The organism is Jutongia sp., from assembly GCF_057878315.1.
The window spans coordinates 34,439-57,659 of the sequence record NZ_DBLXSO010000017.1 but is presented as its reverse complement, the minus strand read 5'-3'; the positions used below and the strand labels follow the sequence as shown (position 1 = coordinate 57,659).

The 23,221-nt window shown below is 47.0% G+C and carries 22 protein-coding genes; 1 reads left to right on the top strand and 21 read right to left on the bottom strand.

Annotated features, from left to right (window positions below; genetic code table 11):
- Nucleotides 1-555: HAD family hydrolase (locus ACZLMD_RS05990; RefSeq protein WP_489495310.1), on the top strand; the 555-nt coding region annotated here is incomplete at its 5' end.
- Between the two features lie 200 nt (nucleotides 556-755).
- On the opposite strand, the gene ACZLMD_RS05985 is transcribed toward ACZLMD_RS05990, so the two are convergent.
- The 21 genes from ACZLMD_RS05985 to ACZLMD_RS05885 form a co-directional block, all read right to left on the bottom strand.
- Nucleotides 756-2,255 (bottom strand): Na+/H+ antiporter NhaC family protein, encoded by a 1,500-nt coding sequence (locus tag ACZLMD_RS05985; protein ID WP_489495309.1) that lies wholly within the window; start codon nucleotides 2,253-2,255, stop codon nucleotides 756-758.
- Nucleotides 2,256-2,437: 182 nt separating this feature from the next.
- Nucleotides 2,438-2,998, bottom strand: a complete 561-nt coding sequence (locus ACZLMD_RS05980; RefSeq protein ID WP_482522746.1) for a DUF3877 family protein — start codon at nucleotides 2,996-2,998, stop codon at nucleotides 2,438-2,440.
- A gap of 18 nt (nucleotides 2,999-3,016) precedes the next feature.
- Nucleotides 3,017-3,787 (bottom strand): tRNA threonylcarbamoyladenosine dehydratase, encoded by a 771-nt coding sequence (locus ACZLMD_RS05975; RefSeq protein ID WP_118559776.1) that lies wholly within the window; start codon nucleotides 3,785-3,787, stop codon nucleotides 3,017-3,019.
- 114 nt (nucleotides 3,788-3,901) lie between these two features.
- Complete coding sequence (locus ACZLMD_RS05970; RefSeq protein WP_482522747.1) at nucleotides 3,902-4,225, bottom strand: branched-chain amino acid transporter permease; 324 nt, start codon at nucleotides 4,223-4,225, stop codon at nucleotides 3,902-3,904.
- Nucleotides 4,218-4,988, bottom strand: coding sequence for an AzlC family ABC transporter permease (locus tag ACZLMD_RS05965; RefSeq protein WP_482522748.1), 771 nt, complete (start codon nucleotides 4,986-4,988; stop codon nucleotides 4,218-4,220). The genes ACZLMD_RS05970 and ACZLMD_RS05965 overlap by 8 nt, the downstream gene beginning before the upstream one ends.
- Nucleotides 4,989-5,177: 189 nt before the next feature.
- Entirely contained in the window at nucleotides 5,178-6,074 is an 897-nt protein-coding gene (locus ACZLMD_RS05960) for an NAD(P)/FAD-dependent oxidoreductase (protein ID WP_489495308.1), read from the bottom strand.
- A gap of 100 nt (nucleotides 6,075-6,174) precedes the next feature.
- Complete coding sequence (locus ACZLMD_RS05955; protein WP_022465095.1) at nucleotides 6,175-6,606, bottom strand: RrF2 family transcriptional regulator; 432 nt, start codon at nucleotides 6,604-6,606, stop codon at nucleotides 6,175-6,177.
- Nucleotides 6,607-6,866: 260 nt separating this feature from the next.
- Nucleotides 6,867-8,558: a sulfate adenylyltransferase subunit 1 gene (locus tag ACZLMD_RS05950; protein WP_455056687.1), complete on the bottom strand. Its 1,692-nt coding sequence runs from the start codon at nucleotides 8,556-8,558 to the stop codon at nucleotides 6,867-6,869.
- A 1-nt stretch (nucleotide 8,559) separates the two neighbouring features.
- Nucleotides 8,560-9,462, bottom strand: a complete 903-nt coding sequence (gene cysD, locus ACZLMD_RS05945; RefSeq protein WP_022306889.1) for a sulfate adenylyltransferase subunit CysD — start codon at nucleotides 9,460-9,462, stop codon at nucleotides 8,560-8,562.
- A 19-nt stretch (nucleotides 9,463-9,481) separates the two neighbouring features.
- Nucleotides 9,482-9,793 carry a 4Fe-4S dicluster domain-containing protein gene (locus ACZLMD_RS05940; protein WP_489495307.1) on the bottom strand — a complete coding sequence of 104 codons (312 nt, stop codon included), beginning with the start codon at nucleotides 9,791-9,793 and terminating at the stop codon, nucleotides 9,482-9,484.
- Nucleotides 9,777-11,474 (bottom strand): adenylyl-sulfate reductase subunit alpha, encoded by a 1,698-nt coding sequence (locus ACZLMD_RS05935; RefSeq protein ID WP_022306891.1) that lies wholly within the window; start codon nucleotides 11,472-11,474, stop codon nucleotides 9,777-9,779. The genes ACZLMD_RS05940 and ACZLMD_RS05935 overlap by 17 nt, the downstream gene beginning before the upstream one ends.
- 94 nt (nucleotides 11,475-11,568) lie before the next feature.
- Nucleotides 11,569-11,991: a M67 family metallopeptidase gene (locus ACZLMD_RS05930; protein WP_118559770.1), complete on the bottom strand. Its 423-nt coding sequence runs from the start codon at nucleotides 11,989-11,991 to the stop codon at nucleotides 11,569-11,571.
- A gap of 133 nt (nucleotides 11,992-12,124) precedes the next feature.
- Nucleotides 12,125-12,928: a thiazole biosynthesis adenylyltransferase ThiF gene (gene thiF / locus ACZLMD_RS05925; protein ID WP_022306893.1), complete on the bottom strand. Its 804-nt coding sequence runs from the start codon at nucleotides 12,926-12,928 to the stop codon at nucleotides 12,125-12,127.
- The gene (gene thiS, locus ACZLMD_RS05920; protein ID WP_022306894.1) at nucleotides 12,928-13,137 is read right to left on the bottom strand and encodes a sulfur carrier protein ThiS; all 210 of its coding nucleotides are present in this window, start codon (nucleotides 13,135-13,137) and stop codon (nucleotides 12,928-12,930) included. The genes thiF and thiS overlap by 1 nt, the downstream gene beginning before the upstream one ends.
- 94 nt (nucleotides 13,138-13,231) lie before the next feature.
- A complete protein-coding gene (locus ACZLMD_RS05915; protein ID WP_118559769.1) occupies nucleotides 13,232-13,546 on the bottom strand; it encodes a thioredoxin family protein in 315 nt (104 codons plus the stop codon).
- A gap of 29 nt (nucleotides 13,547-13,575) precedes the next feature.
- Nucleotides 13,576-13,824 (bottom strand): sulfurtransferase TusA family protein, encoded by a 249-nt coding sequence (locus ACZLMD_RS05910; RefSeq protein ID WP_022306896.1) that lies wholly within the window; start codon nucleotides 13,822-13,824, stop codon nucleotides 13,576-13,578.
- Nucleotides 13,817-14,677 carry a 4Fe-4S binding protein gene (locus ACZLMD_RS05905; protein ID WP_484108974.1) on the bottom strand — a complete coding sequence of 287 codons (861 nt, stop codon included), beginning with the start codon at nucleotides 14,675-14,677 and terminating at the stop codon, nucleotides 13,817-13,819. Before ACZLMD_RS05905 ends, ACZLMD_RS05910 begins: the two co-directional genes overlap by 8 nt.
- A 38-nt stretch (nucleotides 14,678-14,715) precedes the next feature.
- Complete coding sequence (locus ACZLMD_RS05900) at nucleotides 14,716-15,954, bottom strand: O-acetylhomoserine aminocarboxypropyltransferase/cysteine synthase family protein (protein WP_489495306.1); 1,239 nt, start codon at nucleotides 15,952-15,954, stop codon at nucleotides 14,716-14,718.
- A 253-nt stretch (nucleotides 15,955-16,207) separates the two neighbouring features.
- Nucleotides 16,208-20,482: a hypothetical protein gene (locus tag ACZLMD_RS05895; RefSeq protein ID WP_489495305.1), complete on the bottom strand. Its 4,275-nt coding sequence runs from the start codon at nucleotides 20,480-20,482 to the stop codon at nucleotides 16,208-16,210.
- Nucleotides 20,483-20,568: 86 nt separating this feature from the next.
- Nucleotides 20,569-21,783, bottom strand: a complete 1,215-nt coding sequence (locus ACZLMD_RS05890) for a S41 family peptidase (RefSeq protein ID WP_489495304.1) — start codon at nucleotides 21,781-21,783, stop codon at nucleotides 20,569-20,571.
- An 80-nt stretch (nucleotides 21,784-21,863) separates the two neighbouring features.
- The gene (locus tag ACZLMD_RS05885) at nucleotides 21,864-23,171 is read right to left on the bottom strand and encodes a M23 family metallopeptidase (RefSeq protein ID WP_489495303.1); all 1,308 of its coding nucleotides are present in this window, start codon (nucleotides 23,169-23,171) and stop codon (nucleotides 21,864-21,866) included.
- Between the last annotated feature and the right edge of the window lie 50 nt (nucleotides 23,172-23,221).

The window sequence follows — 23,221 nt, the reverse complement described above, 5'->3', positions numbered from 1 at the left end:
TCCGTACATTCCGTGCTAGAAGATTTGTTTAGCAATAACGTGTATCCCATTGTTTACGCATACATTAATGGGGTGGAAAAATTTTCGTTTGTGCGAAAAATGTGTACAGAGGGTATGAATATGTTCCTCGAAAGCCGTAGAGGCGATGTTCGAACAAATGAGGTGAATTCATTGTCTGAGTTGAAAGAGGGTGATATTTTTTATATTACCTGTATTGATGAGCCAAAAAAGCTTATGCCTTTGTATGATAAATATAAGGATAAATATCATTGTGTATATCAAACGGATATTTATACAAATGAACAATGGTTAGAAATTATGCCGTTAGAGGCATCAAAATCAAATGCTATAAGGCAATTACAAAGCATGTTGAATTGCGAAAAGCTAATTGTGTTTGGTGATGAAAAAAATGATATAGACATGTTTCAAATGGCTGATAAAAGTTATGCTGTTGCAAATGCACACGATGAATTAAAACAATATGCAACAGAGGTGATTTTGTCGAATGACGAAGATGGTGTTGCCAGATGGCTTGAAGCAAACTATAAACAATAATTACATTTTCGAATTAAGTGATTATGATACAATTTATAGAAAATAGTGTTTTATGAATCTGACAAATCGAAATTTAAGGAGATGTGTATATTATGATTAAAAGAGTAGAGGAACAAGAGGCAAAAAAAGAGTTATCTGAGGCAGTCGGCTAGACTGTCCCCAAATAACCCTCAGATGATGAAACTTGTCTCTCTTTAAGATCACGCTTTCTTCTGAAGCCATATCCGCATCGCCGTCAGCACCGCCAGCAGGATTGCCGCGCTTAAGGTCAGAACAACCCACCAGATCTGGATGAATGCCGCCAGTATATAGCCAACCACGCAGACTGCCGCCACGACAGCCGCATACGGAAGCTGCGTTGAAACATGATTCATATGATTACACTGTGCTCCCGCCGAGGACATAACCGTGGTGTCCGAAATCGGGGACACATGATCGCCGCATACCGCACCTGCCAGTACCGCCGACACCGAAATGATCATCATCTCCATATGTCCCTGCTCCGGGAACATTGCAATTACGATCGGTACAAGAATTGCGAAGGTTCCCCAGCTCGTTCCGGTCGAAAACGCCAGAAAGATTGCAATAATAAATATGAGCATCGGTATAAACATACTTGCCGAAGCATTCTGTCCGACAACACTTTTCACAAATGTACTGATCTCAAGATGATCACCAATTCCCTTCAGCGCCCACGCAAAGGTCAGGATCGCCATGGCAGGAACCATCAGACGAAATCCCTCCACAAAGCTTTCCATGAAATCGTCAAAGTTCAGAACCTTTCTCGGAAGATACCAGATCAAACAGAAAAGGATCGTGACAAGTCCTGCAAAGATCAGGCTCCGCTCAGAGTCACAGCCGGAGAACGCAGCGACCACATTCGTTGCTCCTCCTAAATATCCGGTATAGATCATGGCACCGATCGCAGATACGATCAGAAGCACTACCGGAAGAACCAGATCAGCAACACGTCCCTTTTCGTTAACCTCTTCCTGCTTCTCCTCCTTCAGTGCATCCTCTCCGGACGTAAACAGATCACCGCGCTCCGCATTGATCTCATGTTTCTTCATCAAACCGAAATCAAAACCGGTGAGGATCAGATAAAGCACCATCAAAAGGGTCAGGATTGCATACAGATTGTACGGAATCGTCCGCAGAAACAGACTGAAGCCCGTCAGCGAGGATCCCTTCGGCACATAGGAATTGACAGCCGCCGCCCAGCTTGAGATCGGTGCAATAATGCAGACCGGCGCTGCCGTGGCATCAATAATATAAGCAAGCTTTGCTCTGGACACCTTGTACCGGTCGGTCACCGGACGCATCACCGAGCCAACCGTCAGACAGTTAAAATAATCATCCACGAAAATAAGTACGCCAAGCCCCATCGTCGCCAAAAGTGCAACCTTTTTGTTTTTGATCTTGGAGATCGCCCATTTTCCGTAAGCCGCCGAACCGCCGGAGCGGGACATCAGCACGACAATCATACCAAGCATTACCAGGAAAAACAAAATATTGATATTCATGCTGTCCTTGATGGTATCAAAGATCACGGTGAATGCAGTCCACGGATGAAACTGCGCATACATAAAGCTTCCTACTACAATTCCCACAAACAGTGAACTGTAAACCTCTTTTGTGATCAAAGCAAGCATGATCGCCAGGATCGGTGGCAGCAATGACCATATAGTACCTATAAACATAATTTACCTCTTTCTATTTTCAAATTTCGCCCATAATGAATTTTCGCAACGCTCCGGCAAAAGGTTCGAAAAAGCTTCGCTTTTCTCACTCGCGGGCGCATTCACATATCGATCTGCCAGCTACCAGATGCAAGCATCGGCATCTGGCAATCTCTATGTTCACTTTTGCCTTCGCGCACGATTTAAGAACACACGACTGGTGTGACCTCTCCAAAGTCAAAGTCCACATAATCCTCCGGGGTAAACCGGTGATAGATCACGTGGCAGCCCTCGAAGGTGATGCAATAGCGGTAATCATTCGGCTTACTGTCCCGAAAATAGAACACATAATCAAAATCATCCCCTGCATAACTGCCCTCAAACACCTGATCCGAATACTGTGCAAAAAGCGTTTCCACATCCTTCAGAGTACAGCCGTGACGGGCGATCGTCTCTATAAATTTCACCAGGAAATCATCCTCTTCCTGATGCTCATGGACATACTCCACTCCCTCCGGTGGAATCTGAATGCAAAATCTTTCTTTTTGGGAAGATGCTGAAATCCCGCCAAAATGCGCTCTTGTGGCCTCTGAAAACTCCTTCATCCTCTCCAACATTTCCTCTTCCGTACAATCTACCTCCAGCAGATGATTCAGAGAGGATAACGGATAATACAGACGCAAAAGCTCCTTACGATAACCAAGCTTCACCTGCTCCTCCAGGATCAGGTCTCTCAGATTTTTTTCTAACTTTTCAATATTCATAATCGGATATCATCCCTTCTATTCTTGAACCGGCAACGGACCTGCCAGATCCTTCACAACCTCTCCGGCAATAATCAGTCCCGCTACAGATGGGACAAATGCCACACTACCAGGAATATCGCGGCGCTCTGTGCATTTGTGCTTTGCTCCCGGCGGACAGATGCAGTTTGTCCTGCAGCTGATACTCATATCCTCCAAAGGGCGAATCGACTTCTCAGTAGAGAAAACCACCTTCAGATCCTTGACATTTCTTTTGCGAAGCTCCCGGCGCATGACTCTCGCCAGAGGACAGATCGTCGTATCATAAATATCTGCCACCTGAAACTTCGTCGGATCCAGCTTATTGCCTGCCCCCATGCTGCTGATCACCGGGGTGCCGGTCTGCTTCGCACGCATAATGATCTCCAGCTTCGCTGTCACTGTATCCACAGCATCTACCACATAAGAATACTCTGAGAAATCAAATTCATCGGCATTTTCCGGCAGATAAAAGCACTGTCTGACCTCCACCTGCGCCTGCGGATTAATATCCAGAATGCGGTCACGCATCACGTCTGTTTTATATTTGCCCACTGTACTGCGTGTGGCAATGATCTGACGATTCAGATTCGTCAGACATACCTTATCGTCATCCACCAATACAAAAGAACCGACACCACTTCTGGCAAGCGCTTCCACCACATAGCCGCCAACTCCTCCGATGCCAAAAACAGCCACTTTCGCCTCTGCCAGCCGGTCAATTCCTTCCTTTCCCAATAAAAGCTGTGTTCTAGAAAACTGATTTAACATATGAATCCTGTATTCCTTTCCTTCTATGAAGATACCTGCCACCCGGCAAAATATCTCCCAATCTTTCTTAGTGTACCACAATCCCGATTATTATGATATCTTTTTTTCGTTTTGTCATGCAAACTGCAGCAATATCATATAAAATGCCGTGCTTCCGACAATGCTAAACAGTGTATTCTTCTTCCAGACATGTAACAGTACGCAGACTCCTGCAGCCAGAAGCTGATACATCCCTGTTCCGCCAAAATCCATCGGCACGGATTTCAGGCAGTATACGATCAGCACCGCCATGATCGCCGCCGGAAGGATATTTCCCAGATACCGGATGACCTCCGGGATCTCCTGACGTTTTCCTAACAGGGTAAAGGGCAGTGCACGCATCAGAAGAGTACATGCCACCGCCAGCATGATTGCCGTAAATGCCTGTATATTATTCATTTTCCACAGCCTCCTCTCCAGAAGCTGCTCCGACCGCAGAGTTCATGGTTCCACGAATCAGAAGCAGAATACCTGACACCAGTATCAGCGTCGGCAGCAAAAAGTAATCCGGTCCCACAAGAAGAAGCAGAACCACTCCACAGCCAAGACCAAGCAATGCCGGAATATGGCTCTTTGCCGACCGCCACTGATCCACAAATATCGTGACAAACAGCGCTGTCATACAAAAGTCAATACCCTTAAGTTCCACGGGAATGCTCTGTCCGATCACGCCGCCAGCCACCGCACCAAGCATCCAGCTTATCCTTGAAAACAACGCGATCCAAAACATCTCATCACGTTTCCTGATGTTCTCCCGGGATTTTGCTATGTTCTTTTCGTCCTCTTCCGGCACCGCTTTCTTTTCGTTCTGTCCCATTTTCTGGTCAGACTCTTTCGCCCTCTGCTCCTGCTGCATCTGCAGTGCACAGTTTGCCGCATACGTTTCGTCTGTCATTGTATGCACCATATACGGATAACGTTTTCCCATCTGCCGGAATTCCTCCACAAAGCTGAGTCCATAGAAAAACTGCCGGCTGTTCATAAACAATGCCGTGAGCCCGATGGTGAGAAGAGACGCACCGCTGCTTAAAAATGTGATCAGAACAAACTGGAATGCCCCGGTATACACCGTCATGCTCACAAGCAACGACCAGCCCCAGCGATAGCCCGCCTCCTGCATTAAAAGCCCATAGGACATGCTCACAAACAAATAACTCCCCATAATGGGCAAAGCCCGCCAGAATGCCTGACGGACTGTGTCCTTATGAAATATTCTCCGTTGATTTCCGGCTTTTTCTTTTTTACTGAATATTGTCATTATCGTTCACCGTATAGATACTCAATCTTCCCTTTTTTTATCGTTATAAAAAAAAAAGAAAGGAAAGTCAATAAACATTTTCTATGTTACATACTATCTCCGGATATACCTCTCCGCCTCTGTCGCTGCATTAGCTCCATCTGCTGCCGCCGTAATCACCTGACGAAGCACCTTGGTCCGCACATCTCCGGCCACAAACAGTCCCTGGGCCGAGGTGATCCCCTGCTCTCCTGCTGCCACATAACCATACTCATCAAGTTCTGCAACGCCTTGAAGCAGTCCTGTTACCGGCTCCATTCCTACTGCCGCAAAGACACCAGCCACTTCCAGTCTGCGGCCATCCTCCAGCACCACAGCCTCTACCCGCTGTTCTCCCTGAATCTCCTGTACTCTCGCATTCGTCAGGATCTCAATATTTTCTGCATCCTTTACCTTCTGCACCGTCCCCGCATTTCCGCGAAACTCGTCACGACGGTGGATCAGATAAACCTTCTCACAGATCTGCGACAGATAAAGAGCATCATCCAGTGCCGTATCACCACCGCCGATCACTGCCGTCACCTTTCCCTGAAAAAATGCGCCGTCACAGGTAGCACAGTAGGACACACCTCTGCCGGAAAGTTTGTCCTCTCCCGGTACGTTTAAATGGCGATGGGATGCTCCTGCCGCATAGATCACGGTCTTCGTCTCCAAAACATCCCCGCCTGCCAGAAGTACCTTCCAATAACCATCGGACTGCTCCAGCTTCGTGACCTCTTCCTCCAGAAAAGCCGTCCCCAGATTCTCAGCATGCTCCCGGAATTTTTCTCCCAGAGAATATCCGTCAATCCCCGGAATGCCCAGATAATTATCCACCTGACCACTCTCCGCGATCTGCCCGGTTCCACAATATTCCTTTTCGATCACAAGAATATCCAGACCGGCACGTCTGCCATAAACTGCAGCCGACAATCCCGCCGGACCGCTTCCTATAATTATAATATCTCTCATATCCGTTTTCCTTTCCCGTTGTTCTCTTCTCAAAACCAAAGATACCGATAATGCCTTATCCTGTATCGCCAAGAAACATTATCGGTATTATTTTTATTATTTAGATTACATAAAATCCGGCTTCTTCCGTCTGCTCTTCCTCCCAGTCCAAAAGATCCTGCAGTGTAATATTGTCTACAATATCATTGACCGCTTTTCCCATTTTGTCCCAGACGCGGTTGATCACAGAAGCCTTTTCCATTTCGTTGGAGGTGTCCGAAGAAAGGGACATTAAATCGCCCTCCGTCTGCCGCAGGATCATTCCCACCGTGTACTCCTCCGGTGTTTTTTTCAGCAGATAACCACCCTGAGGCCCACGGACGCTCTTTACAAAACCAGCTTTGTTGAGTACGGAAATAATCTGCTCCAGATATTTTTCTGAAATCTGCTGGCGTTTTGCGGTTTCTTTTAACGGCACCGGCACGCCGCGATTATGATTCGCCAGATCCAGCATCAGGATCAAAGCATATCTTCCTCTGGTAGAAATCTTCATATGGAACTCCTCTTCTAACTGCTAAAACTACGGTTGACACTAATAATATGCGAAGCAACTTCTAATGCGAACACGCAAGTGTTCGCATTACCCTGATGCCACGGATTGCTCCATTGCGACGCAATTTCCGCAATCCTGCAACCACCTCCAATCCCACAGATTTGCAAGCAAATCTGCTTCTTGTCGGTGTTTGGCGGGTCAAGCCAGTAGATAGCAATTTGTATGTAAACATACATTGCTATCTACTTTTGACCCTTGCATCATATCATCCAGAAATTATCAGTGCATATAATTCTACGGTATGTCTCAAATTTGGACCACTTGTTAAAGAACTCTAAATGGTTCTCCTTGTCCAGATTCTTGTACTCGTACAGATAATTGTCGAGGTCTGCCTTTACACGGATGCGCAGTGCAAATCCTCTCTCATCAAGAACAGGAAGTCCTGTGTACTGATATTCGGACAGTGGAATGATGTCCTCGATCACACGGTTACGAATCAGGATAACGGCATCACTGTCTGCTGCAAGAATATCGAAATAATCCGGATACTTAAAGCTGTCGCCCTCGATCGGCACGGTATCGCCAACATGGTATGTTTTATCCTGTGTATTTACCTTAGAGAGGAATGCGTTCTCCAGATTGAAGTAGAATTCCTCGAAAATATATCCGCCGGTTTTGATATCATCCTTCTGGAAATATGGTACCTCACCATCGGTGGAAACATCCTCAACAACACCGCAGGCCGAAGTTGCATGACTGATACGGTCGATCAGGATCAGCTCGCCGAGTGTCTTGTTGGTTTTGAACTTGTCAACGATAATCTTCTCTGCAAATTCCAGATGGCAAACGGCAATCTCATTTTTCTCAACATGGTCTGCCTGAATATGCTCTCCGCTGTTGACATCGATCTTGTACTCAATGCTCTTTAACATTCCCGGGATCTTCTTGGTTCCAAGCTTAACAAGGTACTCCTTGCCAAGAGAAAGCGGCTCATCATCCATCCACAACAATGTTGTTGTTACGTCCTTAGTGTAAGGAAGGTCTTCCTTATTGGTCAGTACGCAGCCACGGCTTACATCCACTTCACGGTCAAGCTGGATCGTTACTGCCTGACCTGCCTCAGCCTCCTGTACCTCCGTAGAACCATTCAGGATTGACTTAATCGTTGCCTTCTCATCGCTCGGCAGTGTGGTTATCGTCTCACCGACTTTAATACGTCCGCTTTCAATCTGTCCCTGGAAACCACGGAACTCATGATTTGGACGGCATACACGCTGTACCGGCATATAGAATACGGAAGAATTCTCCTGCTCGGAGATATCGACTGTCTCCAGATAATTTAACAGTGTACCACCCTGATACCAAGGCATATTCTCAGATACAACCGTTACGTTGTCACCCTCTGTTGCGCTGACCGGAATGATCTTTACGCTGTAAAGACCAAGGCTTTCTGCCAGATCCTTGATATCCTTTTCGATCGCACGGAAACGCTCTTCGCTGTAATCTACTAAATCCATCTTATTTACCGCAAATACAAAATAGCGGATTCCCATCAAAGCACAAATTCTTGCGTGGCGTCTTGTCTGTACCAGAACACCCTGCTTTGCATCGACCATAACTACGGCAAGCTGTGCAAAAGAAGCACCAACTGCCATGTTTCTTGTATACTCCTCGTGACCCGGTGTATCTGCTACGATAAAGCTTCTGTTATCCGTTGTGAAATAACGGTATGCCACATCGATCGTGATACCCTGCTCACGCTCTGCCATCAGTCCGTCAAGCAGCAGAGAATAATCAATCTCACCGCCACGGGAGCCAACCTTGCTATCCAGGATCAATGCTTTTTCCTGATCTGCATATAACAGCTTGGAATCATATAAGATATGACCGATCAAGGTTGATTTTCCATCATCTACACTTCCACAGGTTATAAATTTTAATAATCCATTCATCCTAGAAATACCCCTCTCTCTTTCTTTTTTCCATACTTGCAGCGCCGCCGTCCTTATCGATCACACGGCTTGTTCTCTCAGACTCTACGGAGCTGAGCGTCTCCTCAATGATCTCATCGAGTGTTGTTGCATTGGATTCCACACCACCGGAAAGCGGATAGCAGCCCAGTGTACGGAAACGAACCATCTTCATCTCCGGCTTCTCGCCCGGCTCCAGACGCATACGATCATCATCTACCATGATAATGTTGCCGTCACGATATACAACCGGTCTCTCTGCCGCAAAGTAAAGAGGCACGATCGGGATATTTTCCCGCTTGATATACTGCCAGATGTCCTTCTCAGTCCAGTTGGAGATTGGGAATACACGAATGCTCTCGCCCTTGTTGATCTCCGTATTATATAATTTCCACATCTCCGGACGCTGGTTCTTCGGATCCCATGCATGCGACTCATTTCTGAAGGAAAAGATTCTCTCCTTGGCACGGCTCTTTTCCTCGTCACGTCGTCCGCCACCAAATGCTGCTGTAAAACCGTATTTATTTAATGCCTGCTTCAGTGCCTGTGTTTTCATGATGTCGGTGTAAGCAGCACCGTGATCAAACGGGTTGATTCCCTGCTTCACACCCTCTTCGTTGATGTACTCGAGCATCTCAATGCCAAGTTCCTTTGCGGTCTTGTCACGGAACTCGATCATCTCACGGAATTTCCAGGTTGTGTTAACGTGAAGAAAAGGAAATGGCGGCTTCTCCGGGTAAAATGCTTTCATTGCCAGGTGAAGCATTACCGAACTGTCCTTGCCGATCGAATATAACATAACCGGCTTCTCACACTCCGCTGCAACCTCTCTGATTATGTAGATTGCTTCTGCCTCTAATTCATCCAAATGTGTTAATCCACTCATAGTCGTCCTCCATCCTTTTCTAATATTTATTGGAACTGCGCCGGTCTACATCAATCGTAACCTCGCGTCCATCGCTTTTATGAATATTCCAATGTAAGATCTGTCCGTCTTTTGTCACAGTCATCACACTGCCGTTTCCTCCGATATCTGCTCCGAGGAAAAATCCTATCGCTCCAACCGGGCATTCTTTCACGCAGGAAGCGCATCCCCAGCAGTCCTTCGGATAGCGCATCACTGCTTTTCCCTCCTGCTTTTCGATCAGCGTTCCCGGGCAGACCTGCATGCACTGACCGCAGCCGATACATTTCTGCCGGTTAATTTGTATGCTCATAGGACCCCTCCTTTACAATATCTCTCAGTATGATCCGGATCTTTCCATCCTCCAGACGGGAATTGACATATTTGAAAAAGTTCTCATCCTCGTTCGGATGATCCAGATTCTCATTGAAGGAATGCCACCTCGTCTCCTTACGTCCTCTCAGATGTGCGATCAGACTCTTGCAGACGATCAGCCGCTCCTTTAATTCATAAACGAATAAAAGCTCATGCATATTCTGTGCGGTAAGTTCATCTGCGAGTGCAGTCAGCTGATCGATCTTCTCATCGGCAAGCTTTAACTGCTTCTCATTGTACTGGTAATGGGTAGATATACCGCCGGCATATTCATCCATCACCTTCTGCATTGCCTCCTCAAGCTCCTCCGCCGTAAACGGTGACTGCTCTCCGGCTAAAATATCCTGATAAGCGGCAGTCTCTTCCTGTGCCTGACGGGCAATCTCCTCGTCCGCACCATCGGCTACAGAAGTCCCGCTTAACTGCTTCTCGATTGCCTTTGCCGCAAGCTCACCCTCTGCCAGTGCGCCGGTTACATATTTCTGTGGACATCCTCCTGCCACATCTCCGGCAGCATACAGACCGTGGATCGTTGTCTCACGGTTGGTGTCTACCCAGTAACCGCTTGCCGTGTGTCCGCCGACAATGTAAGGCTCTGTTCCCTCGATCTCAACATCCTGCTCGCCCGGAAGCTCCCCGGTCTCGATCCATTTGAGCGTCTGGCTTGGCGCCATGTTCAGGTATGCCTTTAAAAGATTTTCTTCCTGATCCTTGTCAATACCGCTTGTCTTCAGGTAGCATGGACCGTTTCCAAGCTGGTTCTCGCGAACCGTGCCATAGACACGCTCGCTTGTGGTGAGTCCGTATTTGTCCTCGTAAACAAAGCCCTTGGAATTGATCTGCTTTGCTCCCACTCCCTGTGCAATGGTTCCGGTTGGTGCGATCGTGTCCTTGCAGCGAAGTGCGATAAATCGCATTTCGAAGGAGGTCATCTCTGCGCCTGCCCGGATTCCCATGGCATATCCGGCACCGGTATTAAATGGCGGATACCACATTTTATGTCGGGAAAATCCCGGATTGTTCGGTTTATAAAGTCCTGCTGCCCCGCCGGTTGCCACCAGCACGGCACCCGCATGGATCTCATAAGCGGTTTCATCCTCGAGAGAAAATCCTACCGCACCATAAACTTTATTATCCTTTGTCAGAAGCTTTGTGATATTGACACGGTTTATAACCGATACATTTTCCTGTTCCTGTACTGCCTTGGCAAGGATCGGCTTGAAGTTCTCTCCGTTGATCTTAATATTACGGTTTCCTCTGGTGACATAATCACCATTCTCATCTTTCAGGATCACAAGACCAAGATTTTCCATATCTGCAGTCACTTCATTGAAATGCTCCGCTGCGGTAAGCAGCAGATCCTCTCTGACAATACCTGCGGCATCCTTCCTGGCATAATCGACATAATCCTGTGGAGCATGCCCCTTCGTGATATAAGCGTTGATCGCGTTGACTCCTGCTGCCAGACATCCGCTCCGCTTAATATGGGCTTTCTCCGCAATCACCACGGACAGCCCTGTGTCACGGCTCAGAGTCAGTGCTGCGTAACAGCCTGCGGTACCTCCTCCGATGATCAATACATCTGTGTTGATCTGCCGTACTTCAAAATCTTTACTCATGGAACCATCCTTTCTGTGTCGTTTGTCACCCTTTATTTCACGAAAAGCCATCGGCTTTTATTCCGGTGCATTCAGGAAAATTTTCCGAATGCCTTTATAGATATTCAATCTCATGGATTGTAACATTCTTGTCCGGATCAATTCCGAATGCCTTGAGCACCGGATTGTCTGCCTCCTGCAAAGACAGGATCAGATATTCCATTGTGGAATCATATGCAAGTCTCTTGTCCTCCTCGGAAGGACGTGATGGCGATTCCGGATGAGAATGAAAGTTTCCGATCAGCTTCTTACCCTTTGCTCTGGCATCCTTTACAGCCGCAAGCTGCTCCTTCGGATCCATGGAGAAATGCTCGTTGCTGGCATCAATGTTCGTCAGCAGATATACCTCTGTGATGCTTTTTACTTCTCCGTCAATATCTCCCGCCAGAAGTCCACAGGATTCATTCGGAAGACCTGCCTGACAGTGTGCCAGGATCTTCTCGTAATCTTCTTTTTTCATTTTCAACGTTATTGCCATGCTTTCACCTTACTTTCTATATCATCTCTATGTTCTGTATTCTATTCACCGGCATCTGCACCGAGTAAGCTCACTGCTTTTTGCAGGCAAGCTTGCCAGGCCGTAAACTTACTTAGCACACCGGTGACTAGTTTTACTTAAGATCACATTCTGCCTGCTCATAATCGATAAGCTCTGTGATCGTTGGCTCGTCGCCGCATACGGCACAGTGATGATCCTTCGGAAGCTTGATCGTGTGAAATTCCATTTTCAGTGCATCGTATGTTAAAAGCTTTCCGGTAAGAAGTTCTCCCTTACCGATAATATACTTGATTGCCTCCATTGCCTGAAGACTTCCGATAACACCGCCCATAGCACCGATGACACCGGCCTGCTTACAGGTTGGAACCGCATCCTTTGGCGGTGGATTCTTGAATACACAACGGTAACATGGTCCTTCTCCCGGTACATAGGTCATGAGCTGACCCTTGAAACGAATGATACCGGCATGGGAGAATGGCTTTCCTGCCATAACGCAGGCATCATTGATCAAAAATTTTGCCGGGAAGTTATCGGTACCGTCAATGATGAAATCATAATCCTTGATCAGATCCATAATGTTTGTGGAATCTACAAATGTGCGATATGTCTTGACGGTAACATCCGGGTTGATCGCTTCCATTGTCTCCGCAGCGGATTTCACCTTTGCCTTGCCCACATCATTGGTGGTGTGGATGACCTGTCTCTGCAGGTTGGAAAGATCTACCTCATCGGCATCAACAATACCGATCGTACCAACACCTGCTGCAGCCAGATAAAGTGCTGCCGGTGCTCCGAGTCCGCCTGCTCCGATGATCAGAACGCTGGCGTTTAAGAGCTTCTTCTGTCCCTTTACACCAACCTCCTGAAGGATGATGTGGCGGGAATATCTCTCAAGCTGTTCGTTTGTAAAAGCCATTATCTTGCTCCTCCTCCCATGAAGTAAAGGAATTCAACGGCATCGCCATCCTTTAATACTGTCTCGCCAAACTTCTCTCTGTCTACGAAGTCATCATTGATCGTTACGGTAACATATAATGGATTCTCAACGTTCTCCTTCTCGATCAGCTGCTCTACGGTTACACCCTCATCATACTCTTTCTTGTTTCCTGCAATTGTGATTGTCATTGTATTCTCCTTTCTTACACCTGTAAGTTTCTTTTATTTCTATTTCATGGTGTCCCAAATATTGGGCACCTCTTAAAGCATTTCAAGTGATGCATCAGATGTCGGTAACAAGCTTTGTGATTTCCTCACGCTTTACCACTCCGGTCAGTCTCCACTGCTGCTCTCCATGGATGAAGTAGATCAGTGTCGGTGCAGACATTACTTCGTATTTGCCAGCCAGTCCCTGCTCATAGTTTACATTGATCTTGAACACGTCAAGCTTGCCGTCGTAATCATCCTCAATCTCGCCGAGCACTCCAGCCATTCTCTTGCATGGAATGCATGTATCCGAATAAAAATCCACCAAAACCGGTTTATCCGCTTTCAATACCTTTTCTTCAAACTGCTGCTCATTAATTCTTGCTGCCATATGTATCACCATGCCTTTCTGTTTCTTCTTTACTCTTCTTCTACCTTGCGGACGATCAGGGTGTAGGTTCCATCCTCATTGTCCTCCAGCTTGAGGATCTGATGACCCTCTTCCTTAATACTTCTCGGTACATTCTGTACCGGCTCACCGTCGTTCATTTTCACTGCGAGAACCTCTCCGTCCTCCAGCTCTTCCAATGCCACCTTTGCCTTGACAAATGTCACCGGGCAGACCACATCGGTAATATCCACTGTATCATCAATCTTAATATCAGCCATCGTATGCCTCCTTTAATACCTCGTATAATTTATTGCTTCCAACCCGGTCGATCGTAAATTTGAATCGCTCACCCGGATTTGCGTGATCATCAAAGAACTGGATCGCTGCATCGGTTACGCGGAAAAGCTGTTCCTCTGAGGTGATCGGTGGCAGCATATACTGTCCTTCCTTGATGGTGTTACCAAAGGTTCCTCCGCAGGATACCAGATAAGCACTCTGTGCATCCCATGCATCGGTCGGGCAGGACTTCACGCAACGTCCGCAGAAATTACATTTGCCCTGATCTAATGTGATCTTTCCGTCCTCCAGCTTGAGAGCCCCCTCGCGGCAGACCTTTACGCAAAGACCACAGCTGATGCAGGCATCCTCTTTCCATGCAACCTTTGTTGCTCCCTTGATTCCAACATCGTTCTCCTCTGCCTTCAGACAATTGTTACGGCAGCCCGTAACGCCAAATTTAAATTTATGTGGAAGCTCACGGCCGAAGTAACGCTCGTCAAGCTTCTTTGCAATATCCTGTGTGTCAATGTTACCGCTCGGACAAACCGCATTTCCCTGACAGGCAGTAACGGTACGAACTCTCGGTCCGCAGACACCCGGTTTACAACCGCCCTCGGCAAGCTCTTCCTTGACAACATCAATATCTTCGAGCTTAATGAATGGAATCTCAACACCCTGTCTGGATGTCAGATGTACATATCCCTCACCGTGTTCCTCTGCAACTTCGGCGATTTTTTTCAGATTCTCTGCAGTCAGTGTCCCACCGACGACTGCGATACGAAGCGAAAAGTTATTTTTCTGCTTCTGTCTCATGAAACCGCCTTTTTTTAATGTTCCATAATCTACTGCCATATCCTGTACCTATCCTTTCATAACATATGCCCTTTTATTTATTGTGCCGCGCGAATTGCAGCCTCAAAATCCGTTTTCAGATCTTCAATATCTTCGATACCAACACTGATGCGGATCAGATCCTCATATACTCCCGACTGCAGCTGATCTTCCTTGGAAAGATGAACCGCAATGGTTGACGCCGGATGAAGAACTAATGTCTTGGTGTCCCCAATGTTGGACAAAATGTATGGAAGCTTTAATGTGTTAATGATCTCAAATGCCTTCTCTCTGCTTCCTGTTCTCACCGTGATGATCGCGCCGTAGCCACCGTCAAGCTGCCTGCTTGCCAGCTCATAATATGGACTCTCCGGCAATCCCGGATAGTTGACCGTAAGACCGGCTCCCATGTCTCTTAAGAACTCTGCAAGCTCCTTTGCATTTTCACACTGGCGCTGCATTCGAAGCCCCAGTGTTTCCAGACCCAGATTATTAAGAAATGCATTCTGCGGAGATAAACAGGCTCCTGTATTTCGGAATAATCCGTTGCGAAGCTTTGCGACGTATGCCATCGGTCCAAACTTCTTATATGGGACAAGTCCCGGATATCTCTCCGGATCCCATGCAAACTTTCCGCTCCAGGTGAGAATACCGCTTATGGCATCGCTGTTGCCATTTATGTACTTTGAAGAGGAATTAACAACCACATCTGCTCCAAGCTCCAGCGGTCTGACCAGATACGGTGTCGCCACTGTATTGTCAATCAGCAGCGGAAGTCCATGTGCATGTGCCATATCTGCCACTGCCCTGATGTCTGTCACATCTAACTTCGGATTGCCTATCGTCTCTGCAAAGATAACTCTCGTATGCTCCGTGATGAGCTTCTCATAAGCCTGTGGTTCGTTCTCTGTCACATACTTTGTTGTGATTCCAAAGCTTTCCAGATCTTCAAAAAGCTCTACGGTACCGCCATATAAGCCGGCGGCTGCAACCACCTCATCGCCTGCCTGCAGGATATTGGCAAGTGCATTAAATAATGCTGCCATCCCGGAAGCACATGCAACGCTTGCTACACCTCGCTCCAGCTTCGTGATCCTCTGCTCAAATGCCTCCACGGTAGGATTATTAATCCGGGTGTAGGAAAATCCCATCGCCTTATTCGTGAAGATATTCTCCAGATCCTCGGCACTCTCATGCCGAAAGGCACTGCTTTGATAAACCGGTGTGTGTGTCGCTCCATAGGGATCGTTCTGCTTCACACCGTGTAAAAGCATTGTGTTAAATCCATACTCTGTCATTTGTTTTCTCCAATTCCTCTAATCTCTATCGACTTACTAGGGATATATTACACCCGATTTCATACTTTGTCAATAGGAATTATCATAAAAGTTTTATCCCCGTTTACCGGCGTCACCAAAAAAGCACAAGACCAGCGTTTTGTTCTTGATTTCTACTATGTTACAGGCATCTTCTTATACGCAAAAAGGACGCCGTACCTTTCGGTACGACGTCCGTCATATTCTGCTCTGTTCACTCAGAGTGTTGTTTTGTCTATTTGAAGGCTGTTACATACAGATATAAGAAGTAAGTCTTATCATTCTGCTTTACGGTTACACGCATCAGGGATCTTCCCTTCTTCTTTGCAGTGTAACGTCCCTTCTTGTTGATTGGAAGTGCCTTCTTGTTATAAGAAATATACTTCACCTTTGCATTCTTCTCCAGACCATAGATCTTGATCTTTGTGGACTTTTTCAGCTTTCTCTTCTTAGCGATCAGAATCGTCGGTGTCTTAATGCGGTTGGACTTGAACTTCTTAAGCTCTGTCGCATTTTTGAACTTCTTACGAACCTCAATGTTGATTACCAGACGGTTGCTGTACTTGCCCTTAACCGCTGTGACTGTCAGAGTTGCTTTACCCTTCTTCTTTGCCTTGATGACACCCTTCTTATTCACTGTGGCAACCTTCTTGTTGGTTGATGTCACAATGATCGTAGCACCCTTGCACTTCATAAGCTTCAGCTTAGCCTTGGAGTTCTTCTTCATAACCTTATGAAGCTTGAATCCAGGAATCTTATATGTGTTAGCCATCTGAAGAAGCTCCTGATAAGTATATGGGCATCCGCCATCCTTCAATCTCTGGTTTACGGCATCCTGCTCTGCAGAGGACAACTGATTCCATTCCTTCTCACCGGAAGAAACGACATCCTTTGTCAGATCATCAACCTTCTTAATGATCTCTCCGGTTGACGGATTCTTTCCATGCTCCTCAACGAACTTATCAACTCTGCTCTGCTGACCCGGATCTAACGGTGCCGCAGTAGCATTTCCTGCTCCCGGTGTGGAAGAAGGTGTTGCTGATGCACTCGCTGACGGGCTTGCAGATGGCTTACCGCTTGCATTTGGATCCGGTGTTGCACTCGCATTTGGATCCGGTTTGGTACTTGCGTTTGGATCCGGCGTTGCACTTGCATTCGGATCCGGCGTTGCACTTGCACTTGGATCAGATGAACTTCCGGGATCCGGACTCTCGCTTGGCTTCGGACTCTGGATAGGCTTTGGCACGGAGATAATATCCGGTGAACCACCTTGAATCTGGCTCGGCTTCAAGCCCTTATAAATCTCATCATCGATCGTCTTTCCTACCGGAATGGCAACCACCTTATAGGTACCGTCTGCCGGAAGGTTGGAGAAGATTACCTTACCCTCACCACCGGTTGTCAGGAAACCGTCGTTCTTATCTTTGTCGTAAACATATTCCTTCTTAACCGGATCATACTCTACAGGCATATCATAATACTTTCCGTCCACCTTGTTCAGGATTGCGTACTGGTATCCAGGGTCTGCAGGATTGACCTCAATAGAAATCGTATCATCGTCATTTCGCTCTAAAGTACCCTTGTCATCATAATCCACAATGGTTACTCCCTCGATCTCCGGACCGACAATGACAACATCTGTCTTTGTATCCTTCTTGGCATAGATGACATACTCTTTATCCTTATCGACAGTAAAAATCAGCTTTCCACCCGGCTCGCTTGGTCTGTAATATCCAGGCAACTCAGTGGTGTATACGTTTGGATACTGAGACACACCCTTCTCATCCACTGTCGGGATGTTAAGCAATGGTGTTCCGTCTCCACTCGCATCCACGATTGCATATACAGTATCCTTCATCGTCGGAGATACCACGATGATTCTCTTTCCTTCCTGATCGGAATCCTCGATCTTGACATCGGAATCGGTACGTGTTGTATCATACGGATTGGAAGATACACTTCCTTTGTACTTACCGTTACCCTTTACTTCAACAACAATCTCCTTATTCACCTCAGCCGTTGTCAATGTATAGCTGCGGTCGGTTGCATCCTGGATCGGTGTCAGCTTTCCGTCAGACTCCTTTACATACCACTGATAGGTCAGTGTATTGTGAGAATCCTCCGGCGTTACACCATCAATATCTGCTGTAAGGATCGTTCCCTCACGCTTTACCTCATACTCTTCGCCTGTTACGGAATCCTTTGCCTTGGTTTCGTTAATGATCTTAACGGTTCCCTTGATCTTTTCCTTCTGCTGTGTTGCATCATACGGGAAAGAGTTTCTCGTTCCGTAATAGCCCTCATCCTCGTTACCGGTTACTGCTACGAGAAGCTGCTTATTAAGCTCGTTCTCTGTCAGAGTCAACGTCGGCTCTGTTGCACCGTCAATTGCGGTCAATGTACCATCGCTCTCGCGGACGTACCACTGATAGATCAATGATTTCTTTGCACCCTCCGGTGTGATCTTGTCAATGTTGGCGTTCAGAACAGTTCCAACCTTATTGAGAGGGTTGCCCTCTTCATCTGTGACATCGTTTACGATAGATGGACGTCCAACAATCGGCTCCAGTACAGGCTCCGGTGTTGGTGCATTGGTCGGTACCGGTGTTGCTGTCGGTGCCGGCGGCAATGTAAATGCATCCTCTGATTTCGCACTTCCTGTATACTTATCCGAATCTTCCTTGGCAGTTACCTTTACATAGATATCCTTTCCAAGGTCATCCGACTTGATAACGTAAGATGGTTCATCCTTACCGATGACTGTCTCTCCACCGGTCTTCGGATCCTTTGCGATCCACTCAAAGTGAAGCTCCTTGTCAATATCCGGATCAGACGGATCAACAAGATCATCTAACTTCGCCTGGATAACTGTACCAGGCTCCAGCTTATCTGTGCTGTTCTTCTTTTCAATCGTCGGTGTTCCGATGAGTACCTGCTTTGTATGTGTGGCATTAAACGGCTGAGAGCTCAGAACCTGATCCTCATAATCATCGGTACCAACAACCTCAACCTTGATCTTATGATCAAGCGTATCTTTCGTCAGTGTTAAATTGACATTGCCTGCTGTATTCGGAATCTCAGACCATGTGCCTGTACCTTCATCCTGCACATACCACTTATATGTATAGGTAGCATCGGAAGGTCCGACATTAGAGGTGTCAGCCTTTAATCTTGTACCAACTTCAACATCTGCATCCTCATCACGAAGCTTGATCACCGGCTCACCGGTCAATGTCTTCTTCGGTGCACTTGTAGCAGAAGGATCCTTTACGTCCGGATTGACAATGTCCGGCTCAGTCTTATCGCTCTTAACAACGATCTTATCACCTAAGTTATCCTTCAGAGTCTCATCATCGCCCGGCATACCACCGAACTCAATGTAGTAACCACCGACGCAGGAGGTTGCACTGTAGTCATTCCAGCGTCCGTATGCGTACTTACCATAATAACCAAATGCCTCCGGCTCGTTTGCACCACCGTTCGGCTCAATGTTGCCACTGCTCTGCCAGTTAGAGAAGTGACCGTCAAATGTCTCAAAACCACCGTCCCCGGAGCCAAATCCGTAAGCGGTTGTCTGCTGACCAAATTCCTTGCCTGCCTCCGGACCGGATACCCAGCGCCAGATGAAGTTCGGATCATTATTAGAAGTAATCTTCGGAAGATTCTCTGCCTCTGTTCCTGCCTCAACGGACTCCAGAGTTGCTCTGGTACATCCCATCCATCCTTCCTTTGCAAGCTGTCCGTACAGCGGGAAGGTAGAATACAGGAAACGATCCTCGCCACGGCTTGTCAGAGTTGCAAGATAACCCTTTACTCCGGCAAACTTTGCACCGGATGCCTCATCATAAGCAGTTCTCCAGTTGCACCAGTTCGTTACATAGCCATAAAAATGACCATTGTAATAATGAAGCGGGATCTCAGCACCGTTGATCGTTGTCTTAAGATCACTCACACCAAGTGTCGTTGCTGTGATCGTAACGGTCTGGCCACCTGTCTTGCTGGTGGTAAAACGAAGTGTCTTAAGATAATTCTCAATGGCATATACCGGTGCTCCCGGAGCGGTCTCGCCACGGATCTCATCAAAGTCAAAAGAGATTGTCTCATATTTGGATGAGCTGTCTGTTGATAACGTCTCGCTTCCACTACCCTGACTCAGTCCACCATTGGTTTCGTCCTTCTCCTGAAGACTCTCTGTGGTCAGGATACCTTTACCGGTGATCATATCACCTCTCTTATCCTTGATAGATGTGGATGTTACCTTAATATATCCACTGTCAACTGTTACGGTTAAATTGTGGATCAGCTTATCCTCATCCGGCAGTGTCACCTTGGCATTCGGGTAAGTATAATATCCACTTGCTGAAATGCTCGGCTCACCAAATGAAATAGTAGCGTCGCCTGTTGCAGCCTTTGCCTTGTTTGGCGCAGAAAATCCGCCAAAAAGGCTGAGAACCATGGATAAAACCAACAACCATGATAAACTGCGTTTTTCCATTTTTCTTCGGTTCATATTTCTTTCCCTCCTATATATTATGTACTGTATATCGGAAAATTTGTCCTTTTTCTTTACCGGTATCTTCATTATTTTGCAAAAAATTATTTTCCGTTTTTCAGATAATCGATCGCACGCTGCATCTGGTTGTCAATCAGGACACCACTCTTTTTCTGCCGGTGTGTCTGATCATCGAGTGCCTCCGTGATGTCCGGCTCCAGACCGGTTCCGTGGATGTTACGTCCCTTCGGCGTGTAATACTTGGCTGTTGTCAGCTTGATCGCCGTTCCATCCGACAGATCAAATACGGTCTGCACAATTCCCTTTCCAAAAGTTGTCGTTCCCACAAGAACTGCCTTATTGTAATCCTGCATTGCTCCGGAGAATACTTCGGATGCACTGGCAGAATTTTCATTGACCAGAATGGCGATCGGCTTATCAAAGCTTTCCTTATCCGTAGAGCGATAAACCTCTTTCTTGCCGTCCTTATCCTTGGTATATACCACAATGCCCTCCGGGAGCAGACGGTCCAGCATATCGACCGCCGTGCTGAGCAGACCTCCACCATTATTGCGCAGATCAATGACCAGAGACTTCTCTCCCTGCTTTTCCAGATCATCGAGCGCATCACGGAATTGCTGCTTTGTCACTTCCTCGAAGGAGCTGACCTCAATATAACCAATCTTTCCATCCAGCATCTTATACGCAACTGTCTGAGAATGGATCTCTTCTCTTGTGATCGTAAATTTCTTCTGATGATTATCTCTTAACACGGTAAGCTCTACCTTCGTTCCGGCTTTGCCTTTCATTTTGCTGACAACCGCAGTCAGATCCATGCCTTCCACACTCTTACCGTTAACCTCACTGATAATGTCTCCGGACTTGAGTCCGACTTTTTCTGCCGGACTGTCCTTGATCGGCTGCACAATCGTGATCGCACCATCGGTTGCGCTCTGGCTCACATAAGCGCCGATGCCGCAGTAATTGCCGGAGGTCTTCTCCTTCATATCCTTGTATTCTTCCTCATTGTAATATGCGGCGTAAACGTCTCCCAGTCCATCGACCATTCCTTTGCAGATGGAATCCTGCACCTTTTCCCGGTCAATATCATCGAGAAAGAACTGATCAATATACGCCTGAAGCTCTGTCATCTTGCTGTCCAGTTTCTTATTCAGGATACTTCCGGACGAAACCTTCATGATCATATTTCTGATGTCGATCTTCCCTGTCACCGTCAGTCCGGCACAAACCAACAGCATACAAAGCAAAACACTCAGTCCTCCCGTCAAAAATCCCTGCCAAAATTTCCTGTTTTTCATTACAAAACCTCTTTTCTGCTCATTATATTCTCACTTCATGCCTAAAATGCCTGCAGTACATTCACACTGCAGGCACTTATTTATGGCTGTTTCACATAGTACATCGGATTAACATAGTTGCCGGATTTATACATTGCAAAATGAAGATGCGGACCGGTCGAAATCCCCGTGGAACCGGATCTTGCGATCACCTGCCCCTTTTCCACATGCTTTCCGACAGATGTCTTAAGCTGGGAGCAATGCATATAATAAGAATAAATTCCTCCTCCGTGATAAATTGCGACGTAATTGCCGGCAGAGGAAGAGTACGCTGCCGTCACAACCTTTCCCTCCTTGCAGGCAAGTACATTGGTACCGGTATTGACCGCAATGTCAACACCCTTATGATAGCTGCTGGCTCCGGCAGTCGGTGCCTTACGATAGCCGAACGTCGATGTGATCCGTCCGGAAACCGGAAGCGGCCATGCATACTCGCCGTTTGTCGGCATGATCTGTACCGTATCTCCGCTTTTCTCACTCTGCGAGATCTTATCACGCCCTCCCTGGAGAATTGCTTCGACCTCCTTCTCCTGATCGGCGATCTGTACCGCATAGGAAGCTACATTCTGCCGGTTATCTGCTACAAGACCCTGATAAATCTTAATCTGTCTTGTCTTTTCATCGGAAAGCTGCTCCAGCTTTTCTTTTTCATATTTTAAGGAATTCTTGGTAGCGGTTACTTCCCGCTGCTTCTCTTCTGCCTTCTGGCGGGCAATCGTCACCTCGTCAAGCACCTGCTGATATTTGTTCAGAAGCACCTTATCATAGTTAGTGACCTTTTCAACGTATTCCTCTCTGCTGAGAAATTCTGCGAGGGTGCGCGATTTCATCAGATACACCAGATAATTACTGTCCGAATTCTCGTACATATATTTGATGTGCGCCTTCATCCCATCATACTGCTCCTGCTGCCTGCTCAGTGCATTATCGTATTCCTCATTGACCGACTGGATCTCCTCTTTGATATCTTCGATATCTTCCTTATTGGCATCAATATTATCCAGAAGATTCGTCATCTGCATATCCAGTGTGCTCACATATTTGCTGACATCGTCCGTGAAATCCTGAATATTATCCAACTTCTTCTCCAAGGCTTTCTTTTCCTCTTTCAGCTTCTGCTGCTTCTGTTCCGCCGCATCCAGTCTGCCCTGATAGCTGCCGTCATTCACAATGGCTGTATCTTCTGTTGCCTCCGGGGATGCGACTGCCTCTCCACTATCCTGCGGTGCCGCATATACCTTATCCATGACTCTTAAGCCGGACAGATCCGTTCCGGCAACACCGGCAGCCCCCGTCAAAAGTGCCCCGGCAAGCCACACACCGGCTGCAATCTTCCATCTTCGTCTCATCGCTGCTCACTCCAATCTGTTCCTCGGTATATCACCGTTTGCATCGCCTC